Source organism: Pseudomonas lactucae (genome assembly GCF_016937615.1).
In the GTDB taxonomy this organism is placed as follows: Bacteria; Pseudomonadota; Gammaproteobacteria; order Pseudomonadales; family Pseudomonadaceae; genus Aquipseudomonas; species Aquipseudomonas lactucae.
In genome coordinates this window covers 1-24646 of record NZ_JAFHKI010000076.1, presented here as the reverse complement: position 1 = coordinate 24646, position 24646 = coordinate 1, and the positions used below count along the sequence as shown (strand labels likewise).

Genomic DNA, 24646 nt, shown 5'->3' with positions numbered 1-24646 from the left:
CGCATTCGTGCGGATTGACCCAACAGCCAACAGGAAAGCCGACATGACCATTAAAGCAATCAACGTGCGCAACCAGTTCAAGGGCGTCATCAAGGAGATTCTCTTGGGGGAAGTGGTGTCCGAAATCGACGTGCAAACCGCGTCCGGCATCGTGACGTCGGTGATTACCACCCGCTCGGTGCGTGATCTGGAATTGAAAGTGGGCAGTGAGGTGATTGCCTTTGTGAAGTCCACCGAAGTGTCCATCGCCAAGCTGTAGCAGGCGGGCCTCGCTCACTGCGCACAGGCATGTCATCAGTCGACGCGGTCGAAGATTTGCCGCACGGTATCGGGCGTGAACACGCCTTTGCCGCTGTCTTCGATCAGTTCAAAGGTGCCGTCGGCGTTGACCGTGACGCCCAGCGAACTGGCCAGCGTCACCGTGACGCCAGGCCGGTCGCGCAACAACTCCCTCAGGGGTTGCCCGCCATTGAATGTTTGCCCGATGGTGGTCGCCATGCCTTGGAGCGAATCCGAGTTCACGCCGCCCACCAGTATGACCCGGCCACCTTTGTTCAATGACGTCCGCAAGGTGTCCAGCAGGGCTCGTGTGTTGCCGCCGCGCAAGCCCAACTCCAGGTTACTGCCGGTCAGGTGCATCAGCGTGCGTGTCTGGTAGGTGCTGCCGTTCCAGTCGCTGAGCACCGCCAGCGCCGAACAGTCGGTCAAGCTGCGCGTGGAGAGATTCTCGTTGCCTGTGTTCAGCGTTGTCGACTCGCCCATGCTGACATGCACGGTCGCGGCAGGCTTTTGCCGCAGACTGATACGGGCCGCCCGTGGGGTTTGGGCTTCGGTCTGCCAGGTCTGTGGGTGCTTGGGTCGTTTGATCAATTTGTCCATCCAGTCCCGGTCCAGCGGGCTCATATCGAGCCGGGTGCCTTCACGAATTTTCCAGCCCGCCTTGTCCCAGCGGATCATGGTTGCCTGCAATTGTTGGGTGTATTCAGGCGCAGGGCATGCGATATCGGCCCAAGGGTCGATAATCCAGGCGTCGGCCCATGCCGGTTCGGAGAAGTCCACCGTCGGGTTCGCCTTGCTCGACGGCCCGCCGATGACGGTGAAACTGTGGGCATCGCTGGCGTTCCATAGCGTAGCCGTCCCGCCGCTCTTGTTGATGATGTCCTGGGACAGCAGCGCCATTTCCCCGCAGTTGCCCGCGCCGGTCTTCATGATCAGGTCGCCCGCGTTCGAGGCGCGCAGGTCGGCGGTGCGCCGCAACCATCCAAGGGTCAACGCCGCTGCGTCGGCCCTGGCCACATCGGCGGGTGAGTGCAGTTGGTTGCCTGGCCCCAGGCCTGTCGCCTTGAACGCTTGGTTCACCTTGACCTTGGCCTGTTCGGCGTAAAAACGGTTTTGCCGTAGCGCAGGCCAGTCGGCGAAGTCGGCAGGGGTTTGCAGCGGCGTCACGCGGTGCGGGCGCAGGGCGATATCCGGCGCGGTGATGGCCTTGGCTCGCTGCAGTTGATAGGCCACTTCCCTTTGCTGTGCAGGGTTCAGGTCCTTGCAGAGCGTTTTCAATTCTTCGATATCGGCTTTTTGAAAACCTGCGCGTTCCAATTGCGTGTAGGCCTGTTTGAGGGGGGGCAGGGCAATGAAGTCGGTATCCAGCGCCTGCACGGCATGATGAGCGCTCAGGAACTGCCGGTAGCCTTGCACCAGGCTCAATTGAAAGGGCCCGCACTTGTTGAACGTGAGTTCGCCGGTGGGCGCCTTGGTCAGCGGCGTGTAGTAAAACTCGGCGGTGTCTGCTTCCACCACCAGGTATTGCCGTGAGCCGCTGGTGACGACTACGCCCCTGACCTGGCGCTGGTCATTGCTCATCGCACTGATTTGATTGAGCTTGACCACCCGTGTGTCTTTGGCGAGGGTACTGCCTGAGTCTGCGGCGAAGAAGCCGAAGCCAGCATCATTAATGATTTTGCCGCGCACTTGCTGTTTGTAAAGTATGCGCTTGCCATTGGCGACCGGAACCAATTGGGCGCCGGTATCGGTGTCCAGCACGGTGTGCAGGCGCTTTTCGTAGATGACCGTACGGGCTCTCTTGAAGAGCCCGGCCTTCGACGGGAACAGCCGCACATGCTCCAGCGCCTGGGACTGCGCTTGCGAGGGGGGCAGCGCTTCGATGAGTTTGACGAAGCAGTCATCGTTGACGCCACGGCGGACACGCCCGCCCGCCGAAGGCGCCGGGCAAAACGCCTCGAAATTATCCAGCGGCCGGGTGTGCTCCAGCGATTCCAGGTCGGTCAGTTCCCCTGGGTTGGCGTCCAGGTGACGATAGACCTTGCCTGCATCTACCAGGTCGTAACCATTGCTGCGTGGCAGGGTGTAAGCGGTGGGCGTCAAGGGGTGATCGGTGACCAGGCCTTGCGTGCCGTCAGCGAAAACTTCCTGGCGCAACGGGATGTTTGCCGGCATCTCAAACGGATCCTCCGCCGCACCGCCGCCTATGGCGAACAAGGTATTGAGTGCACCGTCCAATGCCGCCGAAGCACCTTGCTTGCGCTCGGCTTGAGTGTCGCCCGAAAGCGCTTTTTGAGTGCCTAGCACAATTTGTGCAAGGCTGGTGGCTGCGGCCGCGCCAACGACGATCGGTTCACCGACCGCCGCAAATTTGGTCATCAGTCTCGCGGCGGCAGTCACGTCGTTGAGCACCGTGTCGAGGAGAACTTCCTTGTCGGACTTGATCATCACACCTGCGTCGCTGTTCATGCGGTGACGGGTAGCCTCTTTGATGACGCTGAACACGTCGCCATAAATGCGCACGTTGGCGCTGTCGATCGCGGCGCCTTCGATAGAGTCCCAATTGCCGTTGCCCAAGTAGGCGAGGCCGGTGTCCACACCCTTGTTCGACTGGCTGTCACCGGTGATGAACGACTTGACGTCGCTCCAGAATCCGAGGTCGTCGTCTTGTCGGTCCCTAAGGGTGAAGTGCGATTCCAGGGCCTTGCGCTTATCGATATCCTTGCCTTGTCCGGCGACCCAATCGTCCATTTTTTCAAGAGAGTCAAAGCGCAGAAAGGCCGGTCGCTGCCCCGGAACATACAGCACCTGGACCCCGTCCTTACGCCCGCGCAATTGCCGATAACTGCCGTCGTCGGCGGTAAAACGCAGAATATCGCTGGCGACACGGCCGTTGATATCGAACGCGTGGGTGAGGACCACGCCTTCCACCGGTGCCTGCGCCTTGAGCTGTTCGACCGTCAGCGGCTGGTGCTCATCCTGCGGCAGGTTGGAGGCCGCGCCCATCACCAGGCGATAGTCCTCTTGAGTAAAACGCTGCTCGGCCGGCATCGCTCGCGCTCGGCGGGGGATGCGCGGTCGTAGGCCATGAGCTGCTGGCGCGCCTGGTAGACGAATTCGCCTTTGAGCGTGGCGCGGTAATCATCGCCGTGCTCACGCCAGAAGCGCTCCAGCGTGCCGGTCATGTGTGCCTGAAAGTCGGTTTTCCAGCTCTCGTGCATCACTTGCGAAGGCGTCAGTACAAACTGGTTGTGCGCGCCGTAACCACCTTTCTTGCTCTGTCCCAAGCCTGCGGTATACAAGCCGGCTTCCTCGTCGAGCACGCCCGGCAGCGCGTCGTGCTCGCTGAAATTGCCCAGTAGGGCATCCGGCAGCCTTTGTGAGGTTTTCGGTTCCTCCGACAGATGTTGCCAGCCGGTCAGGGTGCTGGCGCTTTGTGCCTGGTTGAAGCGATTGAAGAAGATCGTGTCGGCATCCACCTGGCGTCCGGTCAGTTTGAAAATCAGCGCTTCGGCCCACTGCTTCGCTTCGTTGCGCACATGGGGCAGCGCCCTGTACGTGTCCCCCAGCAATTGTTTGTAGGCAGCCTTGGCACGGGCTGCCGGGGAGGGTGGCGGTGGCGCAACCCAGGCCGTGCTGTCATCCAGACTGCGCTGATGGTCGGCCAGTGCCGCGTCGCCGCGCAGCTCGTCGGTGGTGGGGATCGCTGGGAAACGTTGCAGGCGTGCGCTCGCATCCACCCCATGGGTGTCGCCCTGTCGGATGCCGTAGAACTGCAAAATATGATCGGCACTCGCGACGTTGTAAGGTTTGTGCGGGTAGTAGAGGAACATGCCGCTGGCCGGCGGCCAGAATCCGAGGGCCTCCACGGCTTGCAGCAAAGGCCCGGCCACCGCGGCGAAGTCGGAGTCATCGTCCAGCGTGAACGTTTTGGGTTTGCCGTGGATGAACACGTCCAGGCTGCCCTGCTCGGGACGAAACTGCACATTGGACGGTGAAATATGGTTGGCCTTCATCCAGCGTTGAAAGTCCGGCGTGCGCAGGGCTTTGTCCAATTGGGTCAGCCACAGTCCCAGCGTTGAGCGTGGCGGGACGTTGAACAGCGAGCCCGGGCCTGAATGGGGATGAGCGAAGGGGTGGGGGCCGAGGCTTTTTGCCAGTTTGTTGTCTGCCTGGACTCGGGCTGTCTCGTGCAGGGAGTACGTCGGCTGTTGCGGTGTATTCCCTGCAACCGGCTGGAAAACAAGCGTAGGAGTTGTAGGACGGTTCGATACTGTCATGGTGGGACTGGCTCCGGAACGGCTTCGACAACACAGGGGTTTAATAAGCCACGTGTGTGTCGAAAGCGTCTGCCCCGGTTCCCATCAGTTTCAGCGGTTTTGTAAGCTGTGTTCCATGCGCTGCAGACCCTCTTCCAGCATCGCCCGTGGGCAGCCGAAGTTCAGGCGCACGAACTGCTGGCTGTCATCGCCGAACTCAATGCCCGCGCTCAAGCCGACCTTGGCCTGTTCCAGGAAGAACTGCTGCGGGTCGGCCAAGCCCAGGGCGCTGCAATCGAGCCAGGCCAGGAAGGTGCCTTGCGGTGCGTGCATCACCACGCCCGGCAGGCGGGTGCGCACGGCGTCGAGCAGGTAGTCGCGGTTGGCTTGCAGGTACTGTTTGAGCGCCTCAAGCCATTCGCCGCATTGGCTGTAGGCGGCACGGGTGGCCTCCAGGCCCAGCGGGCTGACGCTGTCGACCATGCCGCAACGGGCATTGTTGAAACGCTCGCGGATCTCGGCGTTCTGGATCACCGCAAAGCAGGTCTTCAAGCCGGCCACGTTGTAGGCCTTGCTCGCCGACATCAGCGTGATGGTGTGCTGCGCAATCTCCGGGCCGAGGCTGGCGGTGGGGATGTGACGGCGGCCATCGAAGCACAGTTCGGCATGGATTTCGTCGCTGATGATCAGCGCGCCTTGCTCCAGGCACGCGTTGGCGAGCGCCAGCAGTTCTGCACGCGGGAACACTTTGCCTATCGGGTTGTGCGGGTTGCTCAGCAGCAGGGCCCCGGCGCCATTCAGCGCTTCGTTCAGTGTGGACATCGGCGTGACATATTCGCCGTCGATCAATTGAAACGGCACTTCGATACGCGGCAGGTTCCAATGCCCGGGCGCCAGGCGAATCGGGCGATAGTTCGGGGTTTGCAGCACCACCGGCTGGCCAGGCGCTACAAACGCATGCAGCGCCATGTTGAAACCCGGTTCGACGCCGGGCAAAAACAGCAGTTCTTCCGGCTGCACGCGCCAGGCGTACTTGGCCCACAGGTCGGCGACGATGGCCTCGCGCACATCCGCGCCGGCCACGCTGTAGCCGAGGATCTGCTGGTCCAGGCGCGCATGCAGGGCCTGCAGTATCGCCGGCGGCGTGGCGATGTCCATGTCGGCGATCCACATCGGCAATACATCGGCCGGGTAACGGTTCCACTTGGTACTGCCGGTGCCGAGGCGGGGGTGGATCGTGTCGAAATCAAAGCTCATGGAGGCGCTCGTGTCTGGGAGGCGGCGGAAAGTGGCGGGAAATATAGCATGGGTGTTTTGATGGCCGTTCTGTGACCGACAGGTTCTGTAATAAAAACGCCATTGCGCTGGGGATTAGATCCGCTACGGGCTATTTTGGTGCATCTCAATAACCCGAGTAGCCATGGATGAAATACCAACCCTTCAGCCGTACCTTGATTGCCACTGCACTGGTATTGACGGTCAGTGGTGTGCACGCCGCGTCGCAGGCCCCGGTGGCCGGTGAAAATGGCATGGTGGTGACGGCCCAGCATTTGGCAACCCATGTGGGCGTGGATGTGCTCAAGGCCGGCGGCAACGCAGTGGATGCGGCGGTGGCCGTGGGCTACGCGCTGGCGGTGGTGTACCCGGCGGCGGGTAACCTCGCGGTGGCGGCTTCATGACCGTGCAACTGGCGGACGGGCGCAAGACCTTCCTCGACTTCCGCGAAAAAGCCCCGCTGGCGGCCACCGCCAACATGTACCTGGACAAGGATGGCAACGTTATTGAAGGGTTGAGCGCCAAGGGGCACCTGGCCGTCGGCGTACCCGGCACGGTCTCCGGCATGGAACTGGCCCTGAGCAAATACGGCACCCTCAAGCGCGCCCAGGTGATTGCCCCGGCCATCAAGCTGGCCGAAAACGGCTTCGCCCTGGAGCAGGGGGATATCGACCTGCTGCATACCGCCACCGGCGAGTTCGAAAAAGACAAGGACCTGCGCGGGATCTTCCTGCACAACGGCCAACCGATGCAGGTCGGCCAGAAACTGGTGCAGAAAGACCTGGCCAAGACCCTCAAGGAAATCTCCGCCAAGGGCACGGACGGCTTTTATAAAGGTTGGGTAGCCAAGGCACTGGTGGATTCCAGCCAGGCCGGCAAGGGCATCATCACCCAGGCGGACCTCGACAAATATAAAACCCGCGAACTGGCGCCGATCGAGTGCGACTATCGCGGCTACCACGTGGTCTCGGCACCGCCGCCGAGCTCGGGCGGCGTGGTGATCTGCCAGATCATGAACATCCTCGAAGGCTACCCGATGGCCGACCTGGGCTATCACTCGGCCCAGGGCCTGCACTACCAGATCGAAGCGATGCGTCACGCCTACGTGGACCGCAACAGCTACCTCGGCGACCCGGACTTCGTGACGAACCCGATCGAGCACCTGCTCGACAAAAACTACGCGACCAAGCTGCGCGATGCGATCGAGCCGCAAAAGGCCGGTGACTCCCAGGCCATCAAGCCGGGTGTGTCGCCCCACGAAGGCAATAACACCACCCATTACTCCATCGTCGACAAGTGGGGCAATGCGGTCTCCGTCACCTACACCCTCAACGATTGGTTCGGCGCGGGCGTGATGGCGAGCAAGACCGGGGTGATCCTCAATGATGAAATGGACGACTTCACCGTCAAGGTCGGCGTGCCGAACATGTACGGCCTGGTGCAGGGTGAAGCCAACGCCATCGCCCCCGGCAAGGCGCCGCTGTCGTCGATGAGTCCGACCATCGTTACCAAGGATGGCAAGGCAGTGATGGTGGTGGGCACGCCGGGTGGCAGTCGTATCATCACCGCGACCTTGCTGACGATCCTCAACGTCATCGACTACAAAATGAACATCCAGGAAGCCGTGGACGCGCCGCGTTTCCACCAGCAGTGGATGCCCGAGACCACCAACCTGGAAACCTTCGCGGTCAGCCCGGACACCCAGAAGATCCTCGAAAGCTGGGGCCACAAGTTCGCCGGTCCGCAGGATGCCAACCACTTGGCGGCGATCCTGGTCGGCGCCCCGTCGTTGGGTGGCAAACCGGTGGGTAATAACCGCTTCTACGGCGCGAATGACCCGCGACGCAATACCGGGCTGTCGCTGGGCTACTGACCTCTGATACGGTCAAATGTGGGGCGGATGTTTGTGGGGAGCAAACGTGCTCCCCACATTTGGTCCGTGTGGCCGTTGAAGGTTGTATCTAGCGCACTGGCGTTATGACGCGGCAAGCGGCACATGGGGATCTGCGCAAGGCCATTGCGCGCTTGCTTCAAGTGTTTTAAGCAGACACCAGGATCGTATCGGTCGCGACCACCCTGGCATAGTCCATCGCCAGGTTGCTCAGCGACAACGCATGCACGTCCTCAGCAGACCATAAACGCCCCGACAGGTCGGTTTGGTCAAAGGTATAGCAGGCGTCGGCGGCCACAATCACATCAAACCCAAGGTTGCCGCCTGAGCGCGCGGTGGCTTCGACGGAGTTGTTGGTGATCACCCCGACGACCACCAACTGCCTGATCGAGCGCGTATGCAGCCAGCGCTCCAGCCCCGTATGGGTGAACGCATCCGGAACGTTTTTTTCCACGACATGCTCGTGCGCGAGTGGTTGCAGCGCGGCCTGGAACTCACAGCCCGGTTGTCCCGGCCAGAAGACGGAGCCGGGGGTGCGAGAAATATGCCGCACGTGCACAACCGGCCGGTCTGTCTGCCGCCATGCGCCCAGCAGGCGTTGCATGTGCAGCTCGGCGTCGGGGTTGTTGCGTCGCCCAAGCGCCGGCTGGTTCATGCCTTGCTGCATGTCGATGATCAATAACGCGGCGTTTGCGGCTAACGGTTGCATGGCACATTCCTTGGCTGGCGAGGCACGAAACATATCAGCCCATGCGTGCGGCCAAACAGTCATTTGTTAGAAGGCAGGCGAGTGGACAGGCTACCTATCCCTCCAACACCAGCGACCTATCCGGATACCGGCCCACCATGAAGTCGACACAAAAGCCCGAACCTTCGGCGTCACCGGACGTTAAAACCCCTCGATACTGATCTTTACACCTGCTTGTTGTGCCAGCTCAAGCGTGCTTTCAACGCGTTCCGCATCCACGATAAACCCGACGTACTCGTCACCGCCGGAGTCCAGATGCAGGAAGCGCTTACCGAAGCCCGCAAGCCATTGGTCAAAGCTGTCCAGGACTTCTTGCATCGGTCGCGTGCCGGTGTGCACGTAGGCATAAGGTTCTGGCACGCCACTGACTGAGGCCAGATAGGGCGCGAGGTATTCAAACTCGTCGAAGCCACGCCAATCGACGCTGAGCAGTGCGAGGTAGGCGAGTTTCTGGCCTCTTGACGGGTCAAGCAGTCCGTCGATCAGGGCGCTGGTGGCGTCTTGGTCGACGGCATATTTACGCAGCACACGTCGTACCAGTCTGGCTCTTTCTGGTTCGGGGGCGGCGCTTGACAGGGATTCGGTCAGGGTTCCGAGCGCTTGCTTGCGTGCCTTGGATTCCGGTGTGCGAAATTCCCGCATGATTGCCGCGTGGCTGGCGTTGGTTTCATCCGGGGGCGGCAGTGTAAAGCGGCCACCGAACAACCGATCAAAAAATCCCATCACACCACGCTCTCACGATACAGGCTGCTGGTATGCCCCACGCCGGCAGCCTGCAACCGCGCCACCAGATCCTCTCGCGCTGCCCGCCCGCCGGCCCGCACGTATTCAAGCTCCGATGCGGTGATCAACACCACCGGCACCAATTGCACCGGCGACAGCGGCATGTCGTCCAGGCGGGTAGGGAAGTCCGGGGCCGGCCCTCCGAGCAGTACGCCGGCCGCGTCGTCTTCGGTCACGAACAAGCTCGGCAGTTGGTCGCTCATCACATGCGACAGGCTGAACCCCGGCAGCTCCAGGGACAGCACGCCATGTTGTTCCAACTGCTGGGTGATGCCACCGGCATTGGCGACGGTCTTGGCGACGTGTTCGATCAGCTCGAACGCCCAGCTGCGGCGTAAGGGGTCGACATCGCCCAAGGTGCCACGGGCGTGTTCGGGGATGTCGGCGGTTTCCAGGAACAGTTCCATTTCGAAGCCATTGCCCAGGCCTTCGGCATCGTCGAATGGATCGGACAGGCCATCGGTGGCGAGGACGATGGAGCCTTCACGGCGGACCACGCGATAGGCTTGGCGAGTCGACGGCCAATACGGACCGCCGCTGAAGCTGGGACTGATCAGGTAGGCGAGGACGTCTTTTTCCACACTGCCCACCGATTGCCAGTGACGGTCCAGGCACTCAGCGCTGGCCAGGCGTGCGGTGAGGTTGGCGGATTCGGTATCGGCCACTGCAGGTGCCACGGGCGCTTGAGGCGTGGATTCAAGGGGCTGGTTTTTTTTCGATGAGCCGAACAGCTTCTTGAAGAAGTTCATGGGCATTCCTTGGCAGGTAGTGGGGCTTTGAAGGCTGACTCAACACGACAACGCAGGAGTGAAACATATCAGCTGTCGAGACGACAGCGTGCGGGCAGACGATGAACATGTCAGCCGTGCCGCCGCTTTCGCATCCACGCCGGGGCTGATCACGGGAGCTGTCGAGCTTTAGCGAGGCTGCGATAGCGGTAGGGCAAGCAAGGAATATCTTGACCCTGCCGCCGCTTTCGCAGCCTCGCGTGCCTCAGCGGTTAAAACGCTCCACCAGCGCGTACTGGGTAGCGGCGGTGTTGGTCAGTTCCTTGCTCAGGTCGGTGGATTGATGGGCTTGTACCGAGGTCTGGTCGGCCAGTTCGGCGATGGTGACGATGGTGCGGCTGATTTCCTCAGCGACGGCGCTTTGCTCTTCGGTGGCGGCGGCGATCTGGGTGGTCATGTCGGTGATATGCGCCACCGCTTCGCTGATGCCGACCAACGCCTGGTCGGCTTCAAGTACCCAGGCCACGCCTTCCTGCGCCTGGCGATGACCGTTCTGCATGCTCTGCACGGCGTTGTTGGAGGAGGTCTGAAGCTGGGTGATCAGGGCGTGGATCTGGGTGGTCGATTGCGACGTGCGTTGCGCCAGTTGACGCACTTCGTCGGCCACCACGGCAAAGCCGCGGCCTTGTTCGCCGGCGCGTGCCGCTTCGATGGCCGCGTTGAGGGCCAGCAGATTGGTCTGGTCGGCAATGCCTTTGATCACATCGACCACGCTGCCGATCTCGTCGCTGTCCCGGGCCAGTTGCGCCACGGTGGTGCCGGTTTCGCCGACCACGGCAGACAAGCGCTCGATGGCCTCGCGGGTGTCGCGCGCCACGTCACGGCCACGGCCGGTCAGCACGTTGGCTTGCTGGGTGGCGTCGGCAGTGCGTTGCACATGGCTGGCGACTTCCTGGGTTGTGGCGGCCATCTGGTTGACGGCGGCCGAGACCTGCTCGGTTTCGACGCGCTGGCGGTCCAGGCCCTTGGAGCTGGCGGTGGCCAACTGATCCGACTGCCCGGCCAGGACGCTGAGCTGTTCGGCGCTGTCCTGCAGACGCGTGAGGCAGGTTTTCAGGCGCGCGTTCTGGCTCAGGAATGCGGTTTCCAAGCGCCCCTGGGGGCCGCGCGCGTCGCTGTACATCTGGGCGATCAAGGCGTCTGACGTCGACGGTTCGACACCGTTCAACAGACGCAGCGTTGAGCCCAGGCGCGCACGGGCGCAAAGTACGCCTACCGGCACCGCAACCGCCACGGCCACCGCAACGGCTGCCGGCATGCTCAGAAACAGCCCGCCGAGGGCGCCCGCCAAGCCAGTGGCCACGTACGGCACGCAACCGAGCAGGGTCGGCAACCAGGTGTCCTGGCGCGGTATGGCGGCCTTGCCCTGGCTGAGGCGTTGGTACAGGGCCTGGGCACGACGAATTTCATCTGCCGTGGGCTTGACCCGCACCGACTCGAATCCCACCACACGGCTGCCTTCGAAGATCGGCGTGACGTACGCATTCACCCAATAGTGGTCGCCGTTTTTAGAGCGGTTCTTGACGATGCCCATCCATGGCAGGCCTTGTTTGAGCGCACTCCACATGTGCGCAAAGACCGCTGGGGGGACATCGGGGTGACGCACGATGTTCTGCGGCGCGCCAATCAGGTCGGCGTGTTCAAAGCCGCTGATCTCGACAAAGGCGTCGTTGCAGTACGTGATACCACCTTGAGTATCGGTGGTGGAGATAAGCTTTTGCGAAGGTGCGAGTGAAATCTCGCGCTGTGTTACGGGCTGGTTGTTACGCATTCCGACTACTCCCTGGTTGCCCACAGTGCATCGGCACCAAGCTGCAGAAGATTAATGCATAGCTGCTATTTATCCCGCCATTGGTCAAAAGCCTGAAATCAATCGACGAAAAACCCCATAATGGCGGCCATTTTTGTTCAGCCGTTATTCTGGTGTACCCCCATGGAAATCAAGGTCAACTTTCTCGACAACCTCCGGCTTGAAGCCAAGTTCGATGACTTCACGGTGATTGCCGACCAACCCATTCGCTACAAAGGCGATGGTTCGGCACCGGGGCCGTTCGACTATTTCCTGGCTTCGTCGGCGTTGTGCGCAGCCTACTTTGTGAAGTTGTACTGCCAGACCCGCAACATTTCCACCGACAATATTCGCCTGTCGCAGAACAACATCGTCGACCCGGAAAACCGCTATAACCAAATCTTCAAGATCCAGGTGGAGTTGCCGGCGGACATCAGCGACAAGGACCGCCAGGGCATCCTGCGTTCCATCGAGCGTTGCACGGTCAAGAAAGTGGTGCAGGCCGGTCCCGAGTTCGTGATCGAGCAGGTGGACAACCTCGACGCCGATGCCCAGGCCCTGTTGATGCCCATCGATGCGTCGCAAGGCGGCACTTACATTGCGGGCAAGGACCTGCCGCTGGAGCAGACGATCGCCAATATGTCGGCGATCCTCGCGGGCTTGGGCATGAAGATCGAGATCGCCTCGTGGCGCAATATCGTGCCCAATGTGTGGTCGCTGCATATTCGCGACGCACAGTCGCCGATGTGCTTTACCAACGGCAAGGGCGCAACCAAAGAGGGCGCCCTGGCGTCGGCACTCGGCGAGTTTATCGAGCGGCTCAACTGCAACTTCTTCTACAACGACCAGTTCTGGGGTGAGGAACTGGCCAACGCGCCGTTCGTGCACTACCCGGACGAGCGCTGGTTCCAGCCGGGGCCAAACGACGAGCTACCGAGCGAAATCCTCGACGCCTACTGCCGCAAGGTCTACGACCGCGACGGTGAGCTGCGCGGTTCGCACCTGTTCGACACCAACTCCGGTAACGAGGCACGCGGTATCGTTTCGCTGCCGTTCGTGCGCCAGTCGGACGGCGAGGTGGTGTATTTTCCGTCCAACCTGATCGAAAACCTCTACCTCAGCAACGGCATGAGCGCGGGCAACACCTTGGCCGAAGCCCAGGTGCAGTGCCTGTCGGAGATCTTCGAGCGGGCGGTGAAGCGCGAAATCATCGAAGGCGAATTTGCCCTGCCGGATGTGCCGGCCGAGGTGCTGGCGAAGTACCCGCATATTGTGGCGGGCATTGAAGGCCTGGAGGCCCAGGGCTTCCCGGTGCTGGTCAAGGATGCATCGCTGGGCGGTGAATTCCCGGTGATGTGCGTGACCCTGATGAACCCGCGCACTGGTGGCGTGTTCGCCTCGTTCGGCGCCCACCCAAGCCTGGAAGTGGCGCTGGAGCGCAGCCTTACCGAATTGCTGCAAGGCCGCAGCTTCGAAGGCTTGAACGACCTGCCGCAGCCGACCTTTGAAGCCCAGGCGGTGACCGAGCCGAACAACTTTGTGGAGCACTTCATCGACTCCAGCGGCGTGGTGTCGTGGCGCTTCTTCAGCGCGCAGTCGGACTATGAGTTCGTCGAGTGGGACTTCTCGGGCCAGGGCGAAGACTCCAACACCCAAGAGGCCGCGACCTTGTTCGGCATCCTGGAAGGCATGGGCAAGGAATCCTATATGGCGGTGTACGAACACCTCGGCGCCACTGCCTGCCGCATCCTGGTGCCGGACTACTCGGAAATCTACCCGGTGGACGACCTGATCTGGGACAACACCAACAAGGCGCTGTTCTTCCGCGCCGATATCCTCAACCTGCACAGCCTTGACGAGGAAGAGCTGCAGGCGTTGGTCGAGCGCCTGATCGAAAGCGAACTGGACGACTACACCGACATCACCACCCTGATCGGCATCGAGTTCGACGACAATACCGCGTGGGGCCAACTGACCATTCTGGAGCTGAAGCTGCTGATCTTCCTGGCCTTGAAGCAGTATGAAGAAGCCAAGGAATGCGTGGAGATGTTCCTGCAGTACAACGACAACACCGCCGACCGTTGCCTGTTCTACCAGGCAATGAACGCGGTGCTGGAAATGGAACTGGACGACGAGCTGGAACTGGCCGATTACGAGGTGAACTTTCGCCGCATGTTCGGCAATGAACGCATGGACGCGGTGATCGGCTCGGTCGACGGCAGCGTGCGGTTCTACGGTTTGACGCCGACCAGCCTGAAGCTGGAAGGACTGGACCGGCATTTGCGCTTGATCGAAAGCTACAAGAAGCTGCACAGCGCGCGGGCCAACGTCACCTCGGTGGGTTGATACCTACCTGATGTATAAGGATCAAAATGTAGTCGCTGTTGTCTGGAGGATTTATATTCGGGCCAAGGCCTGCGCCAGGTCCGCGCGTAGATCTTCCAGATCCTCAACCCCTACCGACAAACGCACCAAGCCATCGCCAATCCCCAACTGCGCCCGCGTCGCCGCCGGGATGCTCGCGTGGGTCATGATCGCCGGATGTTCGATCAGGCTTTCTACGCCTCCCAGGCTTTCGGCCAGGGCAAAGATCCGCACGTTTTCCAGAAAACGCCGGGCGCCGGGCAGGTCGCTGTTCAGGTCCAGCGAAATCATCCCGCCAAACCCGTGCATCTGTTTGCACGCCAACGCGTGTTGCGGGTGGGATGCAAGGCCGGGGTAGTACACCCGTGAGACCTGCGGTTGCTGTTCCAGCCAGGTCGCCAGTTGCAGCGCGTTGCTGCAATGGCGCTCCATGCGCAGGGCCAGGGTTTTCACGCCGCGCAGGGTCAGGAAGGCATCGAAGGGCCCGGCAATGGCACCCACCGAGTTCTGCAGGAAGCCCAGGCGTTCGGCCAGCCCAGGGTTGTCGCCGACAATGGCGATGCCGCCGATCACATCCGAATGGCCGTTGAGGTATTTGGTGGTGGAGTGCACCACCACATCAACGCCCAGCTCCAATGGGCGCTGGATCCAGGGGCTGGCGAAGGTGTTGTCGGCCACGCAGATGATCCCGCGATGGCGGCAGATACGCGCGATGGCAGCCAGGTCGGTCAGGCTCAGCAGCGGATTGCTCGGGGTTTCAACCCAGACCATGCGCGTGTCGTCTTGCAGCGCCGCTTCAAAGGCCGCCACGTCGCTCAGGTCGACAAAACTGAAGCGGTGCCCGGCGCTGCGCTGGCGCACTTTGTCGAACAGTCGAAAGGTGCCGCCGTACAGGTCATTGCCGGAGACGATATGCGCGCCGGCATCTAACAGTTCCAGCACCGTCGAAATCGCCGCCAGCCCGGAGGCGAACGCAAACGCTTGCGTGCCGCCTTCAAGGTCGGCCACGCAACGCTCCAGGGCAAAGCGCGTGGGGTTGTGGGAGCGGCCATAGTCAAAGCCTTTGTGCACACCGGGGCTGTCTTGCAGATAAGTGGAGTTGGCGTAGATCGGCGGCATCAGCGCACCGGTGCTCGGGTCGGGGGATTGCCCGGCGTGGATTACACGGGTGGCAAACGCGCTTTTGTCGGGCTGGCTCATGCAAGGGATCTCCGTAGATGGTTAAGCAGGTCAACGCGGGTGATCAAACCGTAAAAGCCGCCCGTGTCGGCGATGATGGCGACCAGGCCACGGTCCAGCTCCGCCTGCAATTCGACGAGACTGGCGCTCGGAGCCAGGGTGCGCAGGGTGTCCGTCATGGCGCTGGCGACGACCATCGAAAAATGCGCGGCATCATGGTGCAGGCCCAGCAGAATGTCGGACTCGTCGATCACCCCCACCAGTTCGCGCCCGTCGACCAGCACCGGCAGTTGCGAGACGTCGGCCAGGCGCATGCGCTGGAACGCGGTGAGCAGGGTGTCGTCGGGGCTTACGCTGACCACACGGCCGTCTTCGAAACGTCGGGCGATCAGGTCGCGCAGGTCGCCGTAGTGCTTGTAGTGCAGCAGGCCGGCATCGGTCATCCATTGGTCGTTGTAGACCTTGGACAGGTAGCGTGTGCCGGTGTCGCAGACAAACGTCACCACGCGCTTGGGCGTGGTCTGTTCGCGGCAGTAACGCAGGGCGGCGGCCAGCAGGGTGCCGGTGGACGAGCCGCCCAGGATACCCTCGGCCTTGAGCAATTGGCGGGCGTGGTCGAAGCTGTCTTCGTCGCTGACGGAGTAGGCGTGACGCACGCTGGACAGGTCGGCAATCGACGGGATGAAGTCCTCGCCAATGCCTTCCACCGCCCATGAACCGGGGGTTGGCAGGCTGTTGCCACGGCTGTATTCGGCCATCACCGAGCCCACGGGATCGGCCAGTACCATCTCCAGTTCAGGTTGCACGCGCTTGAAAAAACGCGTCAGGCCGGTCAGGGTGCCCGCCGAACCGACGCCCACCACAATGGCATCCACGTCGTGCTGGGTTTGCGCCCAGATTTCCGGTGCGGTGCTGGTCTCGTGGGCCAGGGGGTTGGCCGGGTTGTTGAACTGGTCGGCGAAGAAGGAACCGGGAATCTCCTTGGCCAGCCGCGCGGCCATGTCCTGGTAATATTCGGGGTGGCCCTTGCCGACGTCGGAGCGGGTGATGTGCACCTCGGCGCCCATGGCCTTGAGGTGCAAGACCTTTTCGGTGGACATCTTGTCGGGCACCACCAGCACCACGCGGTAGCCCTTGGCCCGCCCCACCAGTGCCAGGCCCAGGCCGGTATTCCCGGCGGTGGCCTCGATAATAGTGCCGCCGGGGCGTAGACGGCCGTCGCGTTCGGCGCTGTCGATCATGGCCAGGCCAATGCGGTCCTTGATCGAGCCGCCGGGATTCTGCGACTCCAGTTTGAGAAACAGCGTGCAGGGACCGGTATCGAAGCGGCTCACGCGAACCAGCGGCGTGTTGCCGATCAGTTCGAGCACGGCGGGGCGCGAGGGTGTGGGCATGTCATCACCTGGGTACGCAAGGGAGACATAAAACACTAGGCCGGTATCGGGTGGGTCGCAACCTGAGAGTCGGTTGTGTGTCTTTTTTTGGCGCATGTGCTCAGGGTCCCGCCACGGCAGCTTCGATGGCGGCGATGTCGATTTTGGTCATGGTCATCATCGCTGCGAATGCGCGCTTGGCGATGGCCGGATCGGGGTTTGTCACCGCATCCGTCAATACCCGTGGCGAGATCTGCCACGACACGCCCCATTTGTCCTTGCACCAGCCGCAGGCGCTGGCCTGGCCGCCGTTGCCGATGATGGCGTTCCAATATCGATCGGTTTCGGCCTGATCATCGGTGGCTATCTGAAACGAGAAGGCCTCGGTATGCGGGAATATCGGACCGCCGTTCAGGCCGATGCAGGGAATGCCCAGCACCGTGAAGTCCACGGTCAATACGTCGCCTTGTTTGCCTGACGGGTAATCACTCGGCGCCAGGTGCACGGCGTTTACCTTGCTGTCAGGGAAGGTCCTGGCGTAGAAGTTGGCAGCCTCTTCGGCGGTGCCGTTGTACCAGAGGCAGAGGGTGTTTTTAGGGCGCATTTGGGGTCTCCACGGAGTCGGTGGTCCATGGAGTCTAGCCGCTGCTCAAGGGTTATGAGCGGTGCCGTTCGTCCCTCAAGCGCGCCGCGCCATCAACAACACCGACGCCGCCGCCGACAACAACCCCGCGCAGCAGCGATTGAATATCCGCTTGCCCCGAGGTTGCACAAACCAACGGCGCATATGCAGGCCCATATAGGCGTACGCGCTGATGGCGATCCATTCCAGCACTAGGAACATCACGCCCAAGAGGGCGAACTGTGGGGTGATGGGTTGCCCGGGGACCACGAATTGCGGAAGAAAGGCGGTGAAGATCAGGATGGCCTTGGGGTTGCCCGCCGCCACCAGAAATTCCTGGCGCGCCAACGCCCACAAACCCACGCTGGCCGCCGCCGATTGCGCTTCAGTTTCAGGACTGGCCCGCCACAGCTGGTACGCCAGATAAAACAGATACGCCGCCCCCAGGATCTTGATCCCGTAGAACAACAGTTCCGACGTTTGCAGCACCACCGCCAAACCAGCGGAGGCGAGGGCGATCATGCCGGCGAACGCCAGCAGGCGGCCGATACCGGCCAGGCAGGCGATGCGGTAGCCGTAGCGGGTAGCGTTGCTGACCGACAACAGGTTGTTCGGCCCGGGCGCCATGTTCAGGGCGAAGCAGGCGGGGAGGAAGAGGGCGAGGGTGGCGAGGTCCATGGCGGCTCCGGGTTTGTGGGGGCGGGGAGATAGGAGGATAAGGTGAGTGGAGGGGGTTGGACAATTGCTCCGTTGCCCTTGAAAGGTGACAGGCACCTATCCACGGCATACTGAGCAAACACGGCTAGGCGCCGTCCCTCGCAATAGCGGAAGCTGGTGTCCAGCGAATACCCCGGAGCCTCTGCCCAGTGCCTGACTCATCGAACAATACCGCCTACACAACCCGTTTCGACAGGGTATTGGCCTACATCGACGCGAACCTTGAGGGCGACCTCTGTGTAAAAACGTTGAGCGGCGTGGCGAATTTTTCGGCGTTTCACTTTCACAGGCAATTCACCGCGTTCGTGGGCGTACCGGTGTCACGTTATGTGCAACTGATGCGGCTTCGACGTGCGGCGCACAGTTTGTGCTCCGTGGCGGATTACTCGGTGCTGGACGCCGCATCGGGAGCCGGTTTTGAAAGCCCCGAAGCGTTTTCCAGGGCGTTCCGGCGGGCGTTCGGCATGACGCCGAGCGCCTTCAGAAAGCGCCCGAATTGGCAGGTCTGGAATGCGGTATTCGCCATCCCTCATTTTTCCAGGAGCATCATCATGCAAGTCAGAATTATCGACTTTCCCGCGGTCAGGGTTGCAACATTCGAGCACTGCGGCGCTCCAGCGCGGGTGCCTGAAAGCGTGGATCAATTCATACAGTGGCGCATGCGCAGCGGACAGTCGCCGGTGGCAACCAGTCGCAGCTTTGGTATTGCGTTCGGTAACCCTGATACGACCCCGGCCGACGAGTTCCGGTTTGCGATCTGCGGCGAGATTCGCGAGGCGGTACGCGCCAATGAGTTCGGCGTAACCGAGCGGACGATCCCCGGCGGGCGTTGTGTCGTGGTGCGACACGTGGGCTCGCCGGATCACATCGCGGAATCGATCTATCCGATCTACCGCGACTGGCTCCCAGGCAGCGGCGAGGAGCTGCGTGATCATCCGCTGTTCTTCGAGTACCTGAGCATCTTCCCGCAGACACCGCAGGATCAGTGGCAGACCGATATATATGTGCCGTTGCGCTAGCGACGTCTAGCTGTGCGTCGGCTCCTGCTGCCTCCTTCGCTGAAGTTTGAGGGACGCGTGTAGCGGTTCGCGCCCGGGACTGGGTTACCATGCTGCCGCGAAATTTCCGCCGTCCCCTCTGGCTATCTATGTCCTCCAACGCGCTGTACACCGACTTGTCCATTTACTACGACCTGATGTGCGCCGACATCGATTACCGGGCGCAGAGCCACTGCGTACACCGGTTGCACCAACTGTTCGGCAACGGCGAACGTAGACATCTGGACCTCGCCTGCGGCACTGGCCCCCACGTGCGTCACTTCCTCGACTTCGGTTACGACAGCAGCGGCCTGGACATCAGCCAAGCGATGCTCGATATCGCCCAACGGCGCTGCCCCGAGGCCCGATTCAGCCGTCAGGACATGGTCGATTTCCAGGTAGATTCACCTCAGGACCTGATCACCTGCTTTCTCTACTCGACCCATTACAACGCCAGCCTCGCGCAACTGAGCGCGTGCCTGTCCAGCGTGCACGGGGCACTCGCGGAAAATGGCGTGTTCTGCTTCAACGCGGTGGACAAGCACCACATCGACAACCGTCTGCTGGTGCGCCACAGCGTGGCGTTTGAAGGCAGTCACTTTACCTTCGGTTCCGGCTGGCATTACCGGGGCGAGGGTGAGCAGCAGGCGCTGCGCCTGAGTATCGAGAAGACCACGGCGGGGGTGACGCAGACCTGGCAGGACGAGCACAGCATGGTAGCGCTGAGCTTCATCGAACTGCAGGCGTTGTTGCTGCCGTACTTTGAGGTGCAGGTGTTTGAGCATGACTATGAGTGCATCACGCCTTGGGAAGGGGTGACAGGGAATGCGTTGTTTGTGTGTGTGAAACGCTAAGCGAGCTCAAGTTGTGTAGACACCACCCGTGCTATGTTGTGGCAGTCAGGCGACCGCCTGGCTTGAAGTGCCGACCGTTGGCGATCAATGGCCGCGTAGCCAAATCAAGAGCTTGCGCATGAACCGTGAACACCCTGTGTCGTCAGCGCCACCGCATCCTCCCGTCTGGGACAGTCCGGACACCGTACTGCGCACCGGCAACCTGGGCAGTCAGCTCTACGTCGCGGCGTTGTTGCTGGCCTTGCCGGCTTACTGGCTCACGCTCATGGCCACCCAGCCGCCGGGGACTCACGCCCCCCTGGCCGGAGACTGGTTGTTTTTTATCCTCGCATTGATCAGCGCGTCAGCGGCCTTTTGCATGCTTTACTGGCTCACCCGAGAAGCGCAAGGGCATGGGTTCTGCTTTGATGAAACCAAACAATGCCTGACGTTCACCCAGAGCCGTCCCGCCCGAGCCCCCACGCAGGAACAGGTGCCTTACAGCGCCATCCACTCGATCAGGCCCTTCCAGCCGACCGCTTTTTCCAGCATCAGTCACATTGACGTGTGCTACGCCCGGGTTGATGGCAAGGCACGAAGCGTCAGGTTCTGGGTGCACCTGACGGTGGCGGACATGGCGCTGCACGCGGCCTGGTTGAGGCAGTCGGTGGGGGACAGGATGCGTCACGTGGTAGATCTGGATTTATAAGGGCGCCGCAGTAGTTTCGAGGCGTAGATGAGACTGTTCTGCGCTTTTATCAAGGCATCCAACGCGAATTAATGGCTCTATGAAATGCCCGAAAAGTGGATCTTCTTATCGATCCATTTAGTTCCTATAGTCGCGCCGTATCCCGAGTGCTCAGCGCTGTTCGCTGAGCGCTCCTACTCTACGGAAAGCTGATATGAATTATAAAAAGTGCTCTATAGGCCTTGGCGCGTCCGCACTGCTGGTGCTGTCCGTGCTGCGAATATCCGGCGGCCAACCGCCGGCGCGGGAAGACTTTATAAAGTACCCAACCCTGCGGCAAAAATGGCTGATGCTATGCGACCCTCGCAGCAACCTCGCCGAAGTCAATGCTGAGGGTTGTGCGCATTTGCATGAATGGCAGACCGCCAATCAACGCCCTGTTCTAGATAATTTAATGAACCAAAATCTGGGTAAGTAAGCCTCGCGACTTCCCAGAAAGGACCGCGCAGCTGCCTTGAATCGGCGACCGTTCTGAAGCGTGCCTACCGTGAAGGTTCAGTGATGGACCTTCACGGCATCAACTGCGTGTTAGACAGCCCATATTCCCCCAACGAATACAGCAATGTTCCATACCCCAACTGATCGTAGCCACCGCTGTTCGGCCCATAATCGCCGCCGCCCCCTTCCACCTGGACCTTATGCGCGAAGGCTTTCACGTTCGGTGCGCTGAGGCCTTTAAGCACGACGTAGTGGTTGTAGAGCAGTTCCCAGATCGGACGGATGTCGCCGCGGTGTTCCGGCGAGATGACGGTTTGCTTGAAACCGCTGTTGATAAAGGGGGTGAACGGCACATCCTGGCCGAGGTTGTACCTGGCCACATATTCGGCGCCTTGCAGCACGCGGTTGTTCTGGTAGCCGAACAGGTCGTCGCCCTGGCTCCAGGCCATTTGGCAGAAACTGCCGAGCAAGGCGATGTCGAGCAGGGTGTGCGCCTGGTCACGCCCGCTTTCCTGGACCTGGCCCAGGCCATTGCCGTAGAGCTTCCACACCACGTGTTCAATGGAACCGTTGCCGGCGCCGTGTTTGAAATAGTTGACCGCTTCATCATAAATATCGCGGCGGTCGGTCAGTACGCCAATTGCCAGCATCGAGTTCATGTTGGCCAGGTCCCAGTTCGCCCAATAGTGGTCGACCGGCGCGTTATTGTGACGCACCAGAAAATCATGGTTCATCGGATAGAAGACATTGAGCATCATGCTTTGGAACTGATGAAAGTCCGCCGTCTTCCACTTTGAATAACCGCGCAGTATTTCGGCGGCATTGGCGAGTTGATAACCGTACAGGCCTGATGCCAGGAAACGGTCCGATGTGCCTTCAATCGCCGTAAGGGTGGTGGACCATTGGTTCAACATCGCCACAGCTTTGTCGGCATACGCAGGGTCGCCCGAAAGCTGCCAGCGCAGGGCCAAGGCGTACGCGGCGGCGGCGTCGTTGAATAACCGGGCGTAGTTTTCCGGATGCTGCCCGTCCGCGCCCCGATACACCACCGCGACCGGGCTCGGGTTCCAGGCCAGTGATGCGTGCCGGTTGGCGGTCAGCTTCTGCCAGCCGGCCAGCCACGGCTGGTTGTGGTTGGCCAGTTTTTCGCGGATGCGTATGAAGTCCTGTTCGGTCTGCAACAGGCCTGGGTGGACGAACGCGGAGGCTTGAGCACCGATACTCATCGACAGCGCGCCGAGTAGCACGGCCCCGCAGGTTATGCGCTTGATAGTGCGCTTTGCCTTCAACGAAAAATTCATGGTGTGTTCGCCTTGATATGTGAATGTTTACGCGGTGTGAACAGCAATACGTACAGCACGGGAATCAACCCCAGAGTGACCAACGTGCCCAGCGCCAGGCCGCCCATCAGCGTGATCGCCATGCCTTCCCACAGCGGCCCGGCAAACAGCATCAGCGGCACCAGCCCGATAATGCAGGTCAGTTTGGTCATGACGATGGGGCGCAGGCGCTTCACGGCGGCATTCACCACCGCTTCGTACACCGGCAGGCCCTCGTGGAGTTCCGCCTCGATACGCTCCAGCAAGAGCACGGCGTTGTTCACGATAATCCCCGCCAGTGACAACAGGCCGAAGGTGGCCATGAAGCCGAACGGGTAGCCGGTGATCAGCAGCGCAACGGCCACGCCGATCAGGACGAAGGGGATCGCCGAGACCACGATCAGCAGCTTGCGAAACGAATTGAACTGCCAGACGAACAGCAACAGCATGGCGATCAGCGCATGTGGAAGGTATTGCAGCAACGCCTGGTTGGCGTCCGCCGAGTCTTCGATCTCGCCGCCCAGCTCAATGCGGTAGCCCGGCGGCAGGGGCAGCGCCGCCACCTGCGGCGCCAGCTGTTGGACGATGGAAGTCGCCGTCAACGAAGGGTTGTGTCCAACCACGGTGATGGCCCGTTCCTGATTGCGCCGCATCAACGTCGAGGGTTCGCTGGAGGCGACGATGCGGGCAACGGCCGCCAACGGCACGGGCGTCGAACCGTCGGCGGGGTAGACCAGGATGCCGCGCAGATCGGGGGAGGCATCGGTTGTCGTCGCTGGCTCGCGCACCACCAGCGGGACGCGGGTCTGGTTGTCCTGCAATGACGAAACCTGAATGCCGCCGAAGTGGAGCTGCAAGGCCTGGGCAATGGCTTGGGTGTCGACACCGGCGCGGCGCGCACTGTGCTGATCGACCTCGACGGTATAACGTGCCAGACGTGTGCTCCAGTCATCGCGCACATCCAGTGTACCCGGCACTTCACGCAGCGCCTTTTCGATCTGGCCGGCCAGGCTGCGCAATACCTGCTCGTCCGGGCCCAGCACGCGATAGATGGCAACACCGGCCTCGGTGGTGCCCAGGGAAAAACGCTTGGGTTCGGCGCGCAGTTCCGGGTGTTGCTTGAGCAGATAGCGGCGCGTATTGGCGATCACCGCATCGATATCCGTACCGGCCTTGACGCTGACGGTGAAGTAAGCGGTTTCCGGTGCCGGCAAAGGCGGGTTGAGGCCCAGCACGATACGCGGCCCGCCATCACCGACGTAGCCAATGCTGTCGGCCACCTGGGGTTCCTTGCTCAGCCACAGGCTGATGTCGCGCACGCTCTGCAAGGTCTTGCGCGAACCGCTGCCGGGCTCCAGGCTGATGGGTACCTGGAACTGCAAGCGGTCCGACTGAGGCAGAAAGTCATAGGGCACGCGCATCAGTTCGAAGATCGCGGCGGCGAGTAACACCAGCATCGCCATCAGAAACAGCACTTTGTGCTGCAGCACTCGGCGGATGACCGCCCGATAACCCCGGTAAAAACCGCTGTCGTAACTGTCCTCTGCCGTGTCCTGAGGAGCGGCCTTGGCGAAATACAGGCACAGCAGCGGCGTGACGGTGATGCTCAATAACCACGAGCCGAGCAGCGTCAGCGCCAGCACGACAGCCAATGAACGCAGGTATTCATTGGTGCTGGTCTGGCCGAGAAAGAACGGCGAGAACGCCAGCACGATCACCAGCGACGAGGTCAACAATGGAATCGCCAGCGTGCGTCCGGCGTCCTCGCAGGCCTGGCGCCGATCCTCACCGGCGTGCAGCCGACGTTCAATGTCCTCGGCGATCACGATGCCGTTGTCCACCAGCAGGCCGAGCGCGAGGATGATTGCGGCGATCGACACGGTTTGCAGCTCGACCCCGAGCATGCGCATGGCGATCAACGTACCGAGGATGGTCAGCGGCACAATCGCGCCCACCACCAGCCCGGTGCGCCAGCCCAGGAACAGCATGACCACGGCCATGACGATGACCACCGTCTCGATCATCACATGCTTCATCTTGGCCATCTGCTGATCGACCACATCCGCCTGGAACGTCACCATATGGGCGCTGAAGCCCAACGGCAGTTGCTGCTCCAGCTGGGCCAAACGCGCGCGCAAGGCTACACCGAATTGGTGAACGTTCTGTCCTGGCGCCATGGACACCGCCAGCACCACGGCGTCCTG

General features: G+C 61.4%; 19 protein-coding genes and 1 pseudogene. 7 read left to right on the top strand and 13 right to left on the bottom strand.

The genetic code is table 11. The annotated features are described in order from the left end of the window. Nucleotides 1–43: 43 nt before the first annotated feature. On the top strand, nucleotides 44–259 hold the full coding sequence (locus tag JWR98_RS15315) for a TOBE domain-containing protein (protein ID WP_003173733.1): 216 nt from the start codon (nucleotides 44–46) through the stop codon (nucleotides 257–259). Nucleotides 260–294: 35 nt separating this feature from the next. Here the strand turns inward: JWR98_RS15315 and JWR98_RS15310 are convergent, their stop codons facing one another. The 3 genes from JWR98_RS15310 to JWR98_RS15300 form a co-directional block, all read right to left on the bottom strand. Continuing rightward, nucleotides 295–3330: a dermonecrotic toxin domain-containing protein gene (locus JWR98_RS15310; protein ID WP_205490463.1), complete on the bottom strand. Its 3036-nt coding sequence runs from the start codon at nucleotides 3328–3330 to the stop codon at nucleotides 295–297. Continuing rightward, entirely contained in the window at nucleotides 3285–4559 is a 1275-nt protein-coding gene (locus JWR98_RS15305; protein ID WP_205490462.1) for a dermonecrotic toxin domain-containing protein, read from the bottom strand. Before JWR98_RS15305 ends, JWR98_RS15310 begins: the two co-directional genes overlap by 46 nt. Nucleotides 4560–4649: 90 nt before the next feature. After that, nucleotides 4650–5795 (bottom strand): MalY/PatB family protein, encoded by a 1146-nt coding sequence (locus tag JWR98_RS15300; protein WP_205490461.1) that lies wholly within the window; start codon nucleotides 5793–5795, stop codon nucleotides 4650–4652. Between the two features lie 167 nt (nucleotides 5796–5962). Here JWR98_RS15300 and ggt point away from each other — a divergent pair. Beyond that, nucleotides 5963–7686, top strand: a pseudogene (gene ggt / locus JWR98_RS15295) (gamma-glutamyltransferase). A 166-nt stretch (nucleotides 7687–7852) separates the two neighbouring features. Here the strand turns inward: ggt and JWR98_RS15290 are convergent. The 4 genes from JWR98_RS15290 to JWR98_RS15275 all read right to left on the bottom strand — a co-directional run bounded on the left by JWR98_RS15290 (nucleotide 7853) and on the right by JWR98_RS15275 (nucleotide 11794). Continuing rightward, nucleotides 7853–8413 (bottom strand): cysteine hydrolase family protein, encoded by a 561-nt coding sequence (locus JWR98_RS15290; protein ID WP_205490460.1) that lies wholly within the window; start codon nucleotides 8411–8413, stop codon nucleotides 7853–7855. 180 nt (nucleotides 8414–8593) lie between these two features. Then, nucleotides 8594–9175: a DUF6630 family protein gene (locus JWR98_RS15285; RefSeq protein WP_078824506.1), complete on the bottom strand. Its 582-nt coding sequence runs from the start codon at nucleotides 9173–9175 to the stop codon at nucleotides 8594–8596. Next, the gene (locus JWR98_RS15280) at nucleotides 9175–9984 is read right to left on the bottom strand and encodes a suppressor of fused domain protein (RefSeq protein ID WP_078733128.1); all 810 of its coding nucleotides are present in this window, start codon (nucleotides 9982–9984) and stop codon (nucleotides 9175–9177) included. Before JWR98_RS15280 ends, JWR98_RS15285 begins: the two co-directional genes overlap by 1 nt. Before the next feature lie 244 nt (nucleotides 9985–10228). Next, nucleotides 10229–11794 carry a methyl-accepting chemotaxis protein gene (locus JWR98_RS15275; protein ID WP_078733129.1) on the bottom strand — a complete coding sequence of 522 codons (1566 nt, stop codon included), beginning with the start codon at nucleotides 11792–11794 and terminating at the stop codon, nucleotides 10229–10231. A 162-nt stretch (nucleotides 11795–11956) separates the two neighbouring features. On the opposite strand from JWR98_RS15275, the gene JWR98_RS15270 reads away from it, so the two are divergent. Next, nucleotides 11957–14158 (top strand): OsmC domain/YcaO domain-containing protein, encoded by a 2202-nt coding sequence (locus tag JWR98_RS15270; protein WP_205490459.1) that lies wholly within the window; start codon nucleotides 11957–11959, stop codon nucleotides 14156–14158. A 51-nt stretch (nucleotides 14159–14209) separates the two neighbouring features. Here JWR98_RS15270 and JWR98_RS15265 read toward each other — a convergent pair whose 3' ends face one another. From JWR98_RS15265 to JWR98_RS15250, 4 genes are all read right to left on the bottom strand, one after another. Then, nucleotides 14210–15376 carry a cystathionine gamma-synthase gene (locus JWR98_RS15265; RefSeq protein ID WP_078733131.1) on the bottom strand — a complete coding sequence of 389 codons (1167 nt, stop codon included), beginning with the start codon at nucleotides 15374–15376 and terminating at the stop codon, nucleotides 14210–14212. After that, complete coding sequence (locus JWR98_RS15260) at nucleotides 15373–16749, bottom strand: pyridoxal-phosphate dependent enzyme (protein ID WP_078733132.1); 1377 nt, start codon at nucleotides 16747–16749, stop codon at nucleotides 15373–15375. The genes JWR98_RS15265 and JWR98_RS15260 overlap by 4 nt, the downstream gene beginning before the upstream one ends. A gap of 100 nt (nucleotides 16750–16849) precedes the next feature. Beyond that, entirely contained in the window at nucleotides 16850–17332 is a 483-nt protein-coding gene (locus JWR98_RS15255) for a VOC family protein (protein ID WP_205490457.1), read from the bottom strand. 75 nt (nucleotides 17333–17407) lie between these two features. Then, entirely contained in the window at nucleotides 17408–18028 is a 621-nt protein-coding gene (locus tag JWR98_RS15250; RefSeq protein WP_078733134.1) for a LysE family translocator, read from the bottom strand. A gap of 188 nt (nucleotides 18029–18216) precedes the next feature. On the opposite strand from JWR98_RS15250, the gene JWR98_RS15245 reads away from it, so the two are divergent. From JWR98_RS15245 to JWR98_RS15230, 4 genes are all read left to right on the top strand, one after another. Continuing rightward, entirely contained in the window at nucleotides 18217–19086 is an 870-nt protein-coding gene (locus tag JWR98_RS15245; RefSeq protein ID WP_205490456.1) for a GyrI-like domain-containing protein, read from the top strand. 128 nt (nucleotides 19087–19214) lie between these two features. Next, nucleotides 19215–19958, top strand: coding sequence for a class I SAM-dependent DNA methyltransferase (locus JWR98_RS15240; protein ID WP_205490464.1), 744 nt, complete (start codon nucleotides 19215–19217; stop codon nucleotides 19956–19958). Nucleotides 19959–20076: 118 nt separating this feature from the next. Next, on the top strand, nucleotides 20077–20646 hold the full coding sequence (locus JWR98_RS15235) for a hypothetical protein (RefSeq protein ID WP_205490455.1): 570 nt from the start codon (nucleotides 20077–20079) through the stop codon (nucleotides 20644–20646). A 193-nt stretch (nucleotides 20647–20839) separates the two neighbouring features. Then, nucleotides 20840–21103 carry a hypothetical protein gene (locus tag JWR98_RS15230; protein ID WP_205490454.1) on the top strand — a complete coding sequence of 88 codons (264 nt, stop codon included), beginning with the start codon at nucleotides 20840–20842 and terminating at the stop codon, nucleotides 21101–21103. Nucleotides 21104–21194: 91 nt separating this feature from the next. On the opposite strand, the gene JWR98_RS15225 is transcribed toward JWR98_RS15230, so the two are convergent. Both JWR98_RS15225 and JWR98_RS15220 read right to left on the bottom strand, forming a co-directional pair. Then, a complete protein-coding gene (locus JWR98_RS15225) occupies nucleotides 21195–22424 on the bottom strand; it encodes an alginate lyase family protein (protein ID WP_205490453.1) in 1230 nt (409 codons plus the stop codon). Next, nucleotides 22421–24646: efflux RND transporter permease subunit (locus JWR98_RS15220; protein WP_205490452.1), on the bottom strand; the 2226-nt coding region annotated here is incomplete at its 5' end. The genes JWR98_RS15225 and JWR98_RS15220, both read right to left, overlap by 4 nt.

Excerpts from the sequence above, each read along its gene's own strand:
- JWR98_RS15225 (WP_205490453.1), bottom strand. The coding sequence starts at position 22,424 with ATGAATTTTTCGTTGAAGGCAAAGCGCACTATCAAGCGCATAACCTGC.
- JWR98_RS15270 (WP_205490459.1), top strand. The coding sequence starts at position 11,957 with ATGGAAATCAAGGTCAACTTTCTCGACAACCTCCGGCTTGAAGCCAAG.
- JWR98_RS15255 (WP_205490457.1), bottom strand. The coding sequence starts at position 17,332 with ATGCGCCCTAAAAACACCCTCTGCCTCTGGTACAACGGCACCGCCGAA.
- JWR98_RS15310 (WP_205490463.1), bottom strand. The coding sequence starts at position 3,330 with ATGCCGGCCGAGCAGCGTTTTACTCAAGAGGACTATCGCCTGGTGATG.
- JWR98_RS15315 (WP_003173733.1), top strand. The coding sequence starts at position 44 with ATGACCATTAAAGCAATCAACGTGCGCAACCAGTTCAAGGGCGTCATC.
- JWR98_RS15290 (WP_205490460.1), bottom strand. The coding sequence starts at position 8,413 with ATGCAACCGTTAGCCGCAAACGCCGCGTTATTGATCATCGACATGCAG.
- JWR98_RS15235 (WP_205490455.1), top strand. The coding sequence starts at position 20,077 with ATGAACCGTGAACACCCTGTGTCGTCAGCGCCACCGCATCCTCCCGTC.
- JWR98_RS15275 (WP_078733129.1), bottom strand. The coding sequence starts at position 11,794 with ATGCGTAACAACCAGCCCGTAACACAGCGCGAGATTTCACTCGCACCT.
- JWR98_RS15280 (WP_078733128.1), bottom strand. The coding sequence starts at position 9,984 with ATGAACTTCTTCAAGAAGCTGTTCGGCTCATCGAAAAAAAACCAGCCC.
- JWR98_RS15305 (WP_205490462.1), bottom strand. The coding sequence starts at position 4,559 with ATGACAGTATCGAACCGTCCTACAACTCCTACGCTTGTTTTCCAGCCG.
- JWR98_RS15240 (WP_205490464.1), top strand. The coding sequence starts at position 19,215 with ATGTCCTCCAACGCGCTGTACACCGACTTGTCCATTTACTACGACCTG.
- JWR98_RS15230 (WP_205490454.1), top strand. The coding sequence starts at position 20,840 with ATGAATTATAAAAAGTGCTCTATAGGCCTTGGCGCGTCCGCACTGCTG.
- JWR98_RS15250 (WP_078733134.1), bottom strand. The coding sequence starts at position 18,028 with ATGGACCTCGCCACCCTCGCCCTCTTCCTCCCCGCCTGCTTCGCCCTG.
- JWR98_RS15265 (WP_078733131.1), bottom strand. The coding sequence starts at position 15,376 with ATGAGCCAGCCCGACAAAAGCGCGTTTGCCACCCGTGTAATCCACGCC.
- JWR98_RS15285 (WP_078824506.1), bottom strand. The coding sequence starts at position 9,175 with ATGGGATTTTTTGATCGGTTGTTCGGTGGCCGCTTTACACTGCCGCCC.
- JWR98_RS15260 (WP_078733132.1), bottom strand. The coding sequence starts at position 16,749 with ATGCCCACACCCTCGCGCCCCGCCGTGCTCGAACTGATCGGCAACACG.
- JWR98_RS15300 (WP_205490461.1), bottom strand. The coding sequence starts at position 5,795 with ATGAGCTTTGATTTCGACACGATCCACCCCCGCCTCGGCACCGGCAGT.